The following is a 13258-nucleotide window of genomic DNA, read 5'->3' on the forward strand; positions in this document are numbered from 1 at the left end:
AATGGTCAATTCTGATAGGCTATTTTAAAATAAAAAGTCTTGAATCTTCCAAGACTTAGACAATCTCAATTCCATGTAAAGCAGCAAAAAAAGCTGCTTGACTTAGATTAACTTTAATGTTTTTAGCCAGTTCAGGACTCACGTCAAGGCGCTCAAAGGTGTTACTTGAAAAATCAATCCCAGATAAAGTAGTTTCCCAGAAATTCGTAAGCTCCAAGTCGTTCCCTTCAAAGCGTACCTGCTTAAATTGACTAGCAATAAAAAGACTTTCTTTCATCATACTGTCTGCAAAGAGCACATTCTTCAAGCGCGCACTTGAAAAATTAACGTAATTAAGCAAACAATCCTGAAATTGGACATCCTGCAAAAAAGCATTAGTAAATTCAGTACCTAGCAATTTACAATCTTTAAAAATACAACGATAAAAGCCAAATTTAGAAAAGATAAGGTTAGAAAAATCACACTTTTCAAAAACACAATCCGTAAATTCTAAATCGGCAGTCACATCTAACTCAAAATTGATATTTTGTAGACGACAGCCACTGAAAAGTTGTCGTTCCTCTAAATAGATTTCTTGATTTTTCAACTCTACTTGGTAGGCTTCATTATCTTCAAGGGCAGTAAAATCGACAACTTCTAACTCAGTAGGAAGCTTTGGTGAAAGAATTTTCTTCATAAAAGTCCTTTTTCTTTAAGATTCTCTGTTGAAGCTTTTAGCTCTGGTTTTCCCCATTGATCAACCATTCGACTTGACCATGTGGAATTGAGACGACGTGAACCAGCATAATCATCTTGAACTTTATCATAGGCGTGCAGTACTTCTTCATCTTGTGGAATATACTTATCAGGAAATACAACAGCTTCATAAGGTAATCTAGGTTTTACTGGATTTACACGTGCAGGTTTTCCAAGAGCCACAGCAAAAATCGGATAAGTGTAATCAGGCAAGTTTAATATCTCAGAAATTACTCGTGCTTGATCACGAATTAAACCGACCATTACACCGCCATAACCAAGAGACTGAGCAGCAAGTAATGTATTTTGACCAGCTACTGCAGCATCGACTGAAGTAATAAGAAGCGATTCTACACCTTCTGGTTGAAACTCACCACCGTTCATTTCGACTGCTATTTTAGCTCGATTAAGATCTCCAACAAAAACCAAAAAAGCAGCACAATTTTTAATTGCTTTTTGGGGCTGTTGGGCAAAAATAGCATCTTTTTGTTCCTGAGATTGCACAAGAATCACCGAATAAGATTGAAAGTTTTTCCAGTTTGGTGCTGCACGTCCCGCATCAACAATCGTTTTTAATACATGTTCTGGAATTTTTTCATCCGTAAAATTACGTACTGAACTATGTTGCATCATCAGATCAATTGTCTCATTCATGTCGGCGATTTACTCCTTCTAAACGAACTTCAGACGCTAAATACTTCACACGCTCCATGACACGTTTTGCTGGCCAGATTTCATCTGCTTTTTTAGTCTCAGCCAAATGTAACTCAAGCTCTGTCATATTTAAATTTGATGTGAAAAATGTCGGAAGATTTTCTTGCATACGATGCTGTAAAATAACTTGCAGAATACTATCGCGTACCCAGGCATTATTGAGTTCGGCACCAATATCATCTAAAACCAAGACTTCAACTTTTTTAATTTCATTGACCCAATATTTCGCATTGTCAAAATCAAGGTCAGAAATAAAGGTTGGATAGTGTAATAAAGTAGTGGAAATGCCTTTTTTCGAGAGCTCATTTGCCATTGCGGCCATAATAAAGGACTTCCCTACGCCAAAGTCACCATAAATATAAATCCCTTTTTCTTGGGGAAAGTTGTCGATAAAGTTTTCCACTTTCCGAAACAAGTCAAATTGATTTTGATTGTCTGTGAAGACATCTGCATAAAAATCTATTTGCTTCATCTCTTTAGGTAAACCAATGATTTGAACACGACGCAATTGATTGCTGATTTCTTGACGATGAGCTAATTCTGCTGTGGTTTGATAGGAAACATCTGCGTAACCATGATTCATAATCAAGACAGGTTCATAGCCATCAGCTGCCCTTTTTTCATGTTCTTCAAATTTTTTTCGCTCTTTAACAAATTCATAAAACTTTGAATAACTACGCTGTACTTCATCTTCAGTCATTTGATTTTCAGAAATAAAAGCTTGAACTTGTTCATTTTTCATCACTTCAGCAACGAGCTTGTCAAAATTTCCACGTACATCTGGGCGCTTACTCAAAAGTTCTCCAATTGATTCCATGCTCAATTCTCCTTCTTATCCTTACGGCGGGAAGCCTTATATTGCTCGAACTTGGCAATATCTTCTGCACTGGTCGTGTTTACATAGCTGGCATTGGACCATTGAGGCGCTTTTTTGACCAGCTTACCTGAGTTTTTATAATTATTATTACTTTTTTGCTTTTGTTCTGCTTGCTGCTGACGCTCCAGTATTCTTTTCACTGCGGTTTCCGCATTGTATACTTTATGGCGCAGCCAATCATTTGCCAGAGTATTGACAAATCGAGCATTGAGACTCGCATTCCCTTGTTGAATCAAGACATAGTGTATCAAAATATTTTGTACTTGATCAGTAATATTTTGCTTGTCTAAATTATTCAAAATCTTCAGTTCTTCTTGCGAAGCAAAACCACCAGCTTGTTGTTTAAGCTTGTTTAAAAAATCACGCGGGGAAACTTCTTTACTAATAACAATCAAATCTTGAAAACCTTTAGGAAATTCCGATAAGGCAGGCAAAGGTTCCGATTTCCCAGCAAGCATTCTTGTTAAGTTAGCTGTATTTAAAGTCTTATCAGCATTGGCAGTTTGCTCAGCTGCTTTAAATAATTCATACCAGTTAAGATCAAATTTTTCCGCCAAACCATAGAGGGTCAAGATATCCTGATTTTCATTTGCAAAAGTCAAATGTTGGTTTTCCATAATGCTCTTAAAAGAGTTCAAGTCAAATTTTTCTGCTTGAACGACTGTCTGAGTCGGTTCAAATTTCACAGCATAAACTTCATGAAATTTTTTTGTAATTTCCAAAGCATCCGGTTCATGTTTTTTTGCCAAAGCTTTAACTTTATTTTCCCCAATACGTGAAATCAATAATTGCTTATAAAATTCGTCTGCTAAAAATTCTTCAAAAGTTAAAGGACTTTTTACCTCCATAAGATAGCCCGGTTGTTGGTCAAATACCCGCACGAGCCCAATCCCTGAAAGTTTATCTAAAGCTTCAATAAAAGGATTGAGACCAAAATCAAGATACTCTAAAAAATGAGAAATCTTGCCCGTCGAAAAAACGCGCAAGAGTTGATAAAGCCCAAAAGCATCTCGCCCAATAATGGGCAAGTAAAGTAGCGAAAAAGTATCAGCATCAAAGCTGATTTTTCCTCGATTTAGAATAGAAAATGAATCGCCTGGTCTCATAGTTCATCCTTTTATTTCTCTTTTATAGAACCGTTAGTCTTTTTTCGTAATCTTTTTAAGTAAATCTTCGATTTCACTCACATCTTTGAAGGAACGGTACACACTTGCAAAACGAACATAGGTAATATCATCCAAATCCATTAATTCTTCCATAACAAATTCGCCGATAACTTCGGTACGTACTTCATTTTTCTCTAAGCGGCGTACTCTCTGTTCGACACGATCAACCAATTTTTCAATAGATTCACTTGTCACTGGTCGCTTACGGGCACTGCGCACTATTCCAGTAATAATTTTATCACGATTAAAAACTTCACGGGTTTCGTCACGTTTTATGACCAAAAGTGGCATTTCTTCAATCCGCTCAAAAGTTGTGAAACGGTTTCCACAATTTTCACATTCACGTCGACGACGAATCATATTATCAGCTTGACGTGAATCTACTACTCGTGACGATTCAGATTGGCATTTTGGACATCTCATAGCTTAACCTCTCTTTGGGAATTTTGCTTCTAAACGGTAAATCACTTGCCCCTTGCTTGAGAATTTTGCTTCATACTCTGTCATTACATTGACTTTGGCAAATTCTTCATCTGCGTGCAAGTCTAACCAGACTTTTTCTAAAATCATACCATATTGACTCATACTTGCCAATGAATATTCAAATAGACCACGGTTATCTGTTTTAAAGTGGACTTCACCTTCTGGTGGCAGGATTTGTTCATAAGTTTCTAAAAATGACTTATAAGTCAAACGGCGTTTTTCATGACGTGTTTTTGGCCACGGATCACTGAAGTTCAGATAAACACGCGAAACTTCAGCATCCTCGAAGTATTCGGTTAATGCTGCGCCATCAACCAACATCATTTGTACATTAGGTAGGTTGGCTTCCAAAGCCTTGTCTAAAGCGTGAGATAAGACGGATAGTTGCATATCAATCGCAATATAATTAATCTCTGGGTTTTGAGCAGCCATGCCTGTGATAAAACCGCCCTTACCACATCCAACTTCAATATGAATGGGATGATCATTTCCAAAACGCTCTGCCCAACGTCCTTTAAAGTCTGCTGGATTTTCTACAACAACATGTGCGTTACTTTCTAAGTGTTCCGCAGCGCCTTTACGATTTCTTACGCGCATTTTTTCTCCTATTTTTTGAAAAAATAAGAAGGCAAGCCTCCTATTTTTATTTTCTAAGTTTTAAAATAAACGGCAAAAATTTTGAAAACGCGCAATTTCTTGCTCTGTTTCCTTAATTTGCTCTCTTGCCATATATTCTGAAATCTGACGTAGGAAAGAAAGTTTTCCATACCAGATTAATTCATGTTCTATATTTTTAGCTGTTTTATAGCCTGCTTGATGGAGCCACTCTTCCCAGTTTTCTGGTTTGATATAGTGTGTTAGAACATGTGCTATATCCACTAAAGGGCTACTTAAAAGAACAGTATCCCAATCTACGAGATAAACTTTATCACTTTCGTCGTCAACTAACCAGTTTTTATGGTTCACATCACCATGAACAACTGTGATATCATCTTCCTTTAATTCTGGAAGATTTTCTGAGAGTTCCACAACGACATTTGAGAGAAAACCATTGGTTTCAAAGATTGAACTTTTACTCAGTACTTGTTCCAAAAGATCAGCTGGAAGCATGACTTCGTTATCTAACTTTTTACAGGCTTCAATAAGCTTTTCGCTTTGATGCAAATGCCGCAAAATTTCACCAATACGTGAATCATTCATTTCATATGGTTTCAACGTATGGCCATTAATCCAAGGTTGAGCAGCTAACATGTCACCTTCTGCTGTACGCTTCGTCCATAAGACTTGTGGCGTAATACCTTCAAGATACACACTTGTCAAAAAAGGGCTACAATTTTTTTTAATAAAAACACGCTTATTGTCGCTTTCGCCAACAAAAGCATTTCCTGAACCACCTTTGACAGGCATCATTGATAGGCTTGAAGATGTCATATTTACTCCTTTCTTTGGATTTTTATATTCTTATGTTTGAGAAGCTTTTTATGTAACCCTATTTGGTGAATGCAACGGCTCCGTAGAAGACCAAGCAAACCCTAGATATTGTTGCAGTTAGTTACATAAGCACTCACTACTAGAAAACTTCACAAATAAACAAATTATTTATTTGGATAGTGAATCAAAATTGTTTGAGTCAAGATGTCAGCATATTGATAAGACTCTGTTGTTTTTGGACCACGTGCAGGAATATTTTCAATAACAAAGTGTGTGGCATAAGTCTCAATCAAGTTGACTTTATGACGATTTTCACGTTTACGTCCAAATTGTGATGTAATTTCAATGGTTTGACCAACATGTTCTTCAACTTGTTTTCTGATATCTACGATTTTTCCTACTTCTTGGCTTTGATTTTGGTTATCCATTTTACTCTCCAATTTTTCTCTAGAAATGCAAAGACAGGCGTTTTCCGCCTAGCTTACCATTTTAAATTTTAAATCTTATCCATTATAACATGAATGCCCCTAGAAATGCTAGTCTTCATATCTGTTATCGATACTAGCAAATTTGTTGTATTCTTTCAGGAAGAGTAACTCGACAGTTCCCCGACTTCCTGAACGGTTTTTTTCAATAATAACTTCGACTTTATTGTCTACCTCTGGGACATCGTTAAAGCCATCATCCTCGTCATCTGCTCCGGCACGGTCATAATAATCGTCCCGATAAAGAAAGGCGACAATATCAGCATCTTGCTCAATTGACCCAGATTCACGAATGTCTGATAAGACAGGACGCTTATCCTGACGTTGCTCTACTCCACGTGAAAGCTGACTCAAAGCAATGACAGGAACTTTTAACTCTTTAGCCAGAATCTTCAACTGACGTGAAATTTCTGAAACTTCTTGTTGACGGTTTTCTCGTCCTGTCCCCGAAATCAACTGCAAATAATCAATAACGATTAGGCCAAGATTGCCTGTTTCCTGTGCGAGTTTACGAGAGCGTGCCCGTATTTCTGTAATCTTGATCCCTGGAGTATCATCAATGTAAATACTTGCTTTCGAAAGTGTCCCCATAGCAATAAAATACTGGTTCCACTCTTCGTCATTAAGCTGACCGGTACGTAAGTTATGCGATTCAATCGTTCCTTCAGCTGCAAGCATCCGGTTAACAAGGCTTTCTGCACCCATTTCCAATGAAAAGATAGCCACCGTTTTATCTTGTTTTGTCCCAATATTTTGTGCAATATTTAAAGCAAAAGCAGTCTTACCCACGGCTGGACGTGCAGCAAGAATAATAAGTTCCTCCTCATGGAGACCAGTCGTCATGGCATCCAAGGCCGGATAACCTGTCGCGATACCTGTAATCGTTGATTTTTGTTTAGCCCGTTCTTCCAGATCGTCTAGGTTCATCGACAAGACGTCTGAAATCCGACGAAAGCTTGATGTATTACGCCCTTGCTGCACATCAATCAATGACTTTTCAGCTTCCGCAAGAACATCCTCGGCTGGATCTTCCTGACTATAAGCTTTCTCTACACTTTGTGTTAATTTATTAATCAACTGACGCAGTAAAGATTTTTCAGCAACAATTTTTGCGTAATAGGAGGCATTAGCAGCCGTTGGTGTTGCAGTAGCAAGCTCAGCAATGTAAGCAATGCCCCCGATAGTCTCTAAGTCGTTTTGATTTTCTAAAAGCGAGCGGACAGTTAACACATCAATCGCTTCACGATTGTCCGACAAGTGTTCCATGGCTCGGAAAATAATCTTGTGTGCGTTTTTGTAAAAGTCATCCGTAGAAAGAAATTCTTTCACTTCAATCAAGCGGTCACTATCAAGGAAAATAGCCCCCAAAACGGCTTGTTCGGCGGCTAAATCTTGTGGTGGTGCTTTGATAATATCAATATCAGGCATGTTATCTCTCGCTTACTTTGACCTTGACTGTAGCTGTTACATCACGGTGCAATTTGATTGGAACATCTTTAATTCCAAGCGCTTGAATCTTATTAATCAATTGAATTTTACGTTTGTCTACTTTAACATCCAATTGACTTTGAAGTGCTTTCGCGATATCTGCTTTATCCACAGCACCGAAGGTGTGACCTGTCGTTCCAACCTTCATCTTGATTTCAACCATTACATCATCTTGTTCAAGACGTTCTTTCAATGCTTTAGCTGCTGCGAGCTCTTCAGCTTCTTCTTTTTCTTTAGCTTTTGTTTTACCTTGAAGTTCTGCCACAGCAGCACTTGTTGCAACTTTTGCTAAATTTTTCTTAAGGAGGAAGTTATTTGCATAACCTGTTGGTACTTCTTTGATTTCGCCTTTTTTTCCTTGTCCTTTTACATCTGCTAAAAATACTACTTTCATTGTTCGTTCTCTCTTTCCTTAATTAATGCGATGAGATCCTTTTTGACTTCATCGATATTTCGTTCGTATATTTGTGTTGCAGCGGCATTAAAGTGTCCGCCACCTCCCATGGCTTCCATGATCGTTTGAACGTTATAATCTTTAAATGAACGCGCCGAGATGGAAATATAACCATTTTGATGATTTGTAATAGAGAATGCTGCTTGAACATCTGCCATATCTAGCAGAGTGTCTGCAGCTTTAGCTGTCGCAACATTGTCATATTTTTGGTTGGGTTTACCTAAGGCAACCACAACTCCTGGGGCAACATATTCTGAGTTGAGAATAATTTCATTAATTTTTTTATATTTTTCAAACTCAGTAGCCAAAATTCCTTTAATCAGGTTATTGTCAGCACCTTGCGAGCGTAGATAAGCAGCCACTTCAAAAGTACGGGAAGTTGTTGCTTTGGTGAAATGTTTCGTGTCCAACTCAATCCCAGCCAGTGCAATACTAGCATCAGTTACCGTCATTTTCGAGTTATATTCATGAAATTGTAAAAGCTCGACTGCTAACTCACTGGCTGAACTTGCACTTGATTCAATATAAGAAAGCAAGGCATGCTCAGGGAAATCATCATCCCGACGATGGTGGTCAATAACAACCAGTTTACTAAAGGACTTATAGAAATCAAGACTGAGTGTTTGTGTCGTCTTCGAGTGATCAACCATGATAAGCAAGGAGTTTTCAGTCTTCATATCAAAAGCTGTTTCAAGTTTAATAATATGTGCGAAGCCTTCTTCAGTTTCGTTTGCTAGATCAATAGCTCGGCTCACCTCTGGCATCAATTGCTCCGGATCATAAACCACATAAGCTTCTTTTCCTGACATGTTGACAAAGTTTTTCATCGTAATTGCCGCCCCTAAGGCATCCATATCTGGGAAGCGATGCCCAACGATAAAGACATCTTCACTTTCACTAATGATAGTTTGCAAAGCTGTTGAGATGGCCCGCGCACGCGTTCTTGATTTTTGAGTACGGCTTTCAGAATTACCACCGAAATAAATTGTTTTGGCTTGCGGTGTGTTCTCCCGAAGGACTGCTTGGTCCCCACCGCGAACTAAAGCTAACTCAAGATTGTTGAGGGAGGTTTTACCAATACTTGGGAAATCATTCCAGCCATAGGATACCCCCACAGATAAGGTAAGGGGAATCTTGCTTTCAGCTGAATTTTTCCGAAAATCTTTCAGTAAAGAAAACTTATCCTCAATCATTCGGTTCAAAATGCCATAATCACAAAAGAAATAGTAACGGCTGCTTGATACACGACGTAAATAAACACCGTACTTGCTTGCGAAACTTTCCAAATTGCTGGCAATCAAACTATTAACCTTAGTTCGTTCACTGTCCGCAATCAAATCGGTGACATCATCATAGTTATCAACCGAAATACTTCCAATAACAGCACGACTTTCCTGCAAGCTCTCACGACTGTTAGCCTCGGAAGTTGCATCCGCTAAATAAATAAGATTTTTTTCATCATCTAAGGTGATAAAATATTTTTTCTTCTCAATCGTGAAAAATTGGTTTCTTTCTTCATGATACTTTTGAATAATTGCCTTAACTTCTTCTTTATCAAGGACACGATCATCCCCATGGTAAATCAAATCGATAAAGGGATTGAACCATTCCGGTTCATAGGTCTCTTTATTGTAGCGAATGACACCGATAGGCATATTGTCCAAGGTTGCATTGAGTGAGTTTTCTGCTTCATCATTTATTTTTCTGATGAATTCCACTCTTCTTAAACGATAATTTCGAGCTTGAAGTAAGATGCCGACTGTGATAAGGATGTTCATCAAAAACAGATAGAACACAGCCATCATTCGTGAGCCCGAAAAGATAAGCAAGAAACTTTCCAGAGCTTGCACGATAACCATGACTAACACAATTGTTATTGGTGAAAATCTCTGTACACTTTTCATTTCCTTCTCCTTTTATGCGTCTATTTACACATTGGCTATATTTTTGAATGCGCAAGGCTGTTAGTTTGTTGAAAGACTTTCTAGCTTTTCTTTAACAGCCGTGAGATTGGGGAACCATGCATCTGCTGCAGCCTGATTCATTCCAAAACGCGTATCTTCAATAGCCCAGACTGTAGCTCCAGCTGCCTTACCTGCGGCAATCCCTTTTTCGGAATCCTCAATGATTAAGGTTTCCTCAGGCTTTACATTGAGCGCCTTCATGCTCAGCTGATAAATCTCTGGATGCGGTTTGGTTGCTTTCAAGTCATTACCAGAAAGAATCGACTTAAAGTAGGGACGTAAACCATGTACATTAAGCATTTCGTCAATATCTTGCATGGCCGAACTTGAAGCTAAACCGATTTTATAGTTATCTTTTTCTAAGGCTTCTAAAACGGCCTTAACATCTGGGAAAAGCAATTCTTTGTAAGGAAGTGGATTATTGTCTTTTAGTTTTAAATATGCTGCGTGTAGCTTGGCTGCTTCGTCTTGGTCAAAATCTACACCTAAGATTTGCGGCCAGATTTCTCGCATGTTTCCTCCAATAAAATCAGAGTATTTCATATGTTGAATTGAAATATTATGATTGCTAAAGAATTCTTCACGTCTTTGAGCATAGAATTGTTCCGTGTCAACGAGGACACCGTCCATGTCAAAAATTACCGCTTTAAACTTATTCATTTTCACCTAAAACTCCCTAATTGTCTGCTTATATCTGCTTTATTATAACATATTTTGGGGCGGAGTTTGTGACTCTGATGTGAAAAGCATAAAAACCGCCTTACAGCGATTTCTTTTTTATTTTTTCTTGTTGTCTTCTTCACGCACACGCGCTTTTCGCAAGGCAATTCTCTTTTGTCTTTCAAGCTCACGCTCTATTTTTCCTTCTGGGGCATATTTTTCTTCCCAATCATCAGGTTTCAAAATTTTATGTGTTTCTGGATCAAAATGCGGTTGCCCATCTGGGAAAATTTTACCCATATTTGCTGCATGGACAAAGTTGAAAATATCATAAGGATCAACACCAGCAAGCACTAAACTTCCATAAGTAAAGTAAAGTAAATCAATCAATGCATCGACTTCACCAATCAGCGGCGCTTCTTCTTTTGCTTTGTGTTTAACCTTGCGGACTGCCTTATCCACATCTGCATGGAGATTTGCTGTCAGTTCGTCAAACTTATCACCATCCCCATTTGCTGAAGCATAGAGAAATTCCACAATTTCTTCGACCTTAAATCCGGCACGATAACCCGCTTCCAGCGGTGGAAAAGCACGCGGAATTTCCTGACTTCGACCGTCCATCATTTTATGGAATTCTTTTACTTTATTAAAGTTTTGATCACGTGAAATAAAATTATTACTGGTTGAAAAATCAATCAGACCATAATGCGCAAGTGCCTTAGCAATCCCATCATGATTGTTACTTGTCGTGACATGTGTCGCTTTTTGCTTCACAAGATCAGAAGCATTACCCATCGCGATACCATATTCGACATGTGTCAACATTTCTAAATCGTTTTCCGAATCACCAAAGGCCATGACTTGATGTTCATTGAAACCATAACGCTCACCAATCATCTTGATACCACGAAGCTTGCCAGAATCACATGGAATCATATCCACAGAGTAGGGATTGCTGCGTGTAATCATCAAATTAGGAAATTCTTTTTCAAGCATTTCCGTTTCTGATTGAGTTGCGACCATCATGACTTGATAAATAGGCTCACGCAAGATATTCAGAAAATTGGACTGTGGAACTACACGACGTACGACATGCTTGAAACTGTTTCGCGCAATATCCGAAGTGCCTGATGGTAAAATACCTGAAATAATCCCTGCCATCCGTGTTTCACCAAATTTCAAAAGTTTAGAGCCGTTAACACCATGAGCTGCTCCTAAAGAGATATCTCGATGATTATCTTTGGCAAAACGAACGATTTTGCGTAAGGTCCTCTTATCAATCTCTTCTGCATGTAAAACAGCTTTCGGTGTAAAAATGTATTGTCCATTATAAGTTACCGCAAAATCTAAATGAAGTTCCTCCATCAAAGGCAAAGCAAAAGCAGGGCCTCGTCCTGTAGCGATCCCGACTAATATATCTTTACGTTTTAATTCATCGATAGCAACGCGCGTACTCGGAGCCACTGATCTTGTCCCCGTAAAAAGAGTGCCGTCTAAATCGAAAAATACTGCTTTTATATCCATTTCCATGCCTTATACTCATAAATTCTTCATGTGTCTATTGCTTATCGGCTAAATTTAACCCTTCGTTAAGCTTTCTTATCCTATTAATTATACAGGTTTTTTTTCAAAATTCCACGAATAATGGCTGTTCCCCAAATTTAAAATGCCACTTTTTTTAATTATTTTCTAAATGGTTGAGGACTTAGCTTCGTCGCTGTTTATTCCCTCCTATAATATGCTATAATAAATTTACTTTATTGACGTTTGAAAGGAAATTGACTAATGAAAAAGATTTTAGTGTTGCATACTGGGGGGACCATTTCTATGGCGGAAGATGCCAGTGGTCGCGTGGCGCCAAACGCGGTTAACCCTATGAATTCGGTAGATATGCACCTTGATTCGATTCACATGGTCGCTGAAGATATTTTTAACCTTCCTAGTCCGCACATCACCCCCAAAGAAATGCTCTTGATCAAAAAACGTATCAACAGAGCTTTCGACCAAGAAGAATTTGACGGTGTTGTCATCACTCACGGCACGGATACACTTGAAGAAACAGCCTTCTTTTTGGATTCAACAATTCCACGTGGTATGCCAATTGTATTGACAGGCGCAATGCGCTCAAGCAACGAATTAGGAACAGATGGTATCTATAATTTCCTCAGCGCACTCCGTGTTGCTGCTGATGATGCTTCTCATGATCGCGGTGTTCTTGTAGTGATGAATGATGAAATTCATTCAGCACGATATGTAACAAAAACACATACGACCAATGTTTCGACTTTCCAGACACCAACGCACGGACCAGTTGGCTTAGCCACAAAGCACAAACTCTTCTATTTCCATACTGATGGCGAAAATCAACATCTTGATATTTCTTCTGTTAAAGGAAAAGTCCCGATTGTTAAAGCTTATGCCGGAATGACCGGTGAAGTCTTTGACTTATTTGATTTGAGTAGTTTAGATGGCCTGGTTATTGAAGCGTTGGGAGCAGGTAATCTCCCCCCTACAGCCGCACAAAAATTAATGAATATTATCAAGCTTGGTATTCCTGTGGTACTCGTTTCCCGTTGTTTCAATGGTATAGCGGAACCAGTCTATGCCTATGAAGGTGGTGGTTCTAAGCTGGCAGAAGCTGGTGTGATGTTTGCACCTGAAGTAAATTCTCAAAAAGCACGCATCAAACTCTTGATTGGCTTGAATGGTGGCTTGGAAGGGCACGCACTTAAGAAATTTGTCGAAAATTAAAAAAACAGCCGAGACAAGTTCTCGGCTGTTTTTTTCTCAATCTAAGTTCC

The 13258-nt window shown here is 38.6% G+C and carries 14 protein-coding genes; 1 reads left to right on the top strand and 13 read right to left on the bottom strand.

Features of this window, described 5'->3' with window-relative positions; genetic code table 11:
• Nucleotides 1-55: 55 nt before the first annotated feature.
• From J0J33_RS09465 to J0J33_RS09525, 13 genes are all read right to left on the bottom strand, one after another.
• Nucleotides 56-676, bottom strand: a complete 621-nt coding sequence (locus J0J33_RS09465; RefSeq protein WP_019293199.1) for a pentapeptide repeat-containing protein — start codon at nt 674-676, stop codon at nt 56-58.
• Nucleotides 673-1389: a nitroreductase family protein gene (locus J0J33_RS09470; RefSeq protein ID WP_206887621.1), complete on the bottom strand. Its 717-nt coding sequence runs from the start codon at nt 1387-1389 to the stop codon at nt 673-675. Before J0J33_RS09470 ends, J0J33_RS09465 begins: the two co-directional genes overlap by 4 nt.
• Nucleotides 1382-2266, bottom strand: a complete 885-nt coding sequence (dnaI, locus tag J0J33_RS09475) for a primosomal protein DnaI (RefSeq protein ID WP_019293201.1) — start codon at nt 2264-2266, stop codon at nt 1382-1384. The genes J0J33_RS09470 and dnaI overlap by 8 nt, the downstream gene beginning before the upstream one ends.
• A 2-nt stretch (nt 2267-2268) precedes the next feature.
• Nucleotides 2269-3432, bottom strand: a complete 1164-nt coding sequence (locus tag J0J33_RS09480) for a DnaD domain protein (protein WP_019293202.1) — start codon at nt 3430-3432, stop codon at nt 2269-2271.
• Nucleotides 3433-3465: 33 nt separating this feature from the next.
• On the bottom strand, nt 3466-3915 hold the full coding sequence (gene nrdR / locus J0J33_RS09485; RefSeq protein ID WP_003134132.1) for a transcriptional regulator NrdR: 450 nt from the start codon (nt 3913-3915) through the stop codon (nt 3466-3468).
• A gap of 3 nt (nt 3916-3918) precedes the next feature.
• A complete protein-coding gene (trmB, locus tag J0J33_RS09490; protein ID WP_019293203.1) occupies nt 3919-4572 on the bottom strand; it encodes a tRNA (guanosine(46)-N7)-methyltransferase TrmB in 654 nt (217 codons plus the stop codon).
• A gap of 60 nt (nt 4573-4632) precedes the next feature.
• On the bottom strand, nt 4633-5406 hold the full coding sequence (locus J0J33_RS09495) for a phosphotransferase family protein (RefSeq protein ID WP_019293204.1): 774 nt from the start codon (nt 5404-5406) through the stop codon (nt 4633-4635).
• A 164-nt stretch (nt 5407-5570) separates the two neighbouring features.
• A complete protein-coding gene (locus J0J33_RS09500; protein ID WP_003134126.1) occupies nt 5571-5834 on the bottom strand; it encodes a Veg family protein in 264 nt (87 codons plus the stop codon).
• A gap of 108 nt (nt 5835-5942) precedes the next feature.
• Nucleotides 5943-7319 (bottom strand): replicative DNA helicase, encoded by a 1377-nt coding sequence (gene dnaB, locus J0J33_RS09505; RefSeq protein WP_019293205.1) that lies wholly within the window; start codon nt 7317-7319, stop codon nt 5943-5945.
• Nucleotide 7320: 1 nt separating this feature from the next.
• Nucleotides 7321-7773: a 50S ribosomal protein L9 gene (gene rplI / locus J0J33_RS09510; RefSeq protein ID WP_014024508.1), complete on the bottom strand. Its 453-nt coding sequence runs from the start codon at nt 7771-7773 to the stop codon at nt 7321-7323.
• Nucleotides 7770-9737 (bottom strand): DHH family phosphoesterase, encoded by a 1968-nt coding sequence (locus tag J0J33_RS09515; protein WP_019293206.1) that lies wholly within the window; start codon nt 9735-9737, stop codon nt 7770-7772. The genes rplI and J0J33_RS09515 overlap by 4 nt, the downstream gene beginning before the upstream one ends.
• A gap of 60 nt (nt 9738-9797) precedes the next feature.
• Nucleotides 9798-10457 (bottom strand): HAD family phosphatase, encoded by a 660-nt coding sequence (locus tag J0J33_RS09520; protein ID WP_019293207.1) that lies wholly within the window; start codon nt 10455-10457, stop codon nt 9798-9800.
• Between the two features lie 117 nt (nt 10458-10574).
• Nucleotides 10575-11981, bottom strand: a complete 1407-nt coding sequence (locus tag J0J33_RS09525) for a Cof-type HAD-IIB family hydrolase (protein WP_206889251.1) — start codon at nt 11979-11981, stop codon at nt 10575-10577.
• Nucleotides 11982-12242: 261 nt separating this feature from the next.
• Between J0J33_RS09525 and J0J33_RS09530 the strand changes: the two genes are divergently transcribed.
• Nucleotides 12243-13208 carry an asparaginase gene (locus J0J33_RS09530; RefSeq protein ID WP_019293209.1) on the top strand — a complete coding sequence of 322 codons (966 nt, stop codon included), beginning with the start codon at nt 12243-12245 and terminating at the stop codon, nt 13206-13208.
• Nucleotides 13209-13258: the final 50 nt, after the last annotated feature.

Origin of the sequence: Lactococcus sp. LG1267 (genome assembly GCF_017309545.1) — a bacterium.
Taxonomy (GTDB): Bacteria; Bacillota; Bacilli; order Lactobacillales; family Streptococcaceae; genus Lactococcus; species Lactococcus petauri.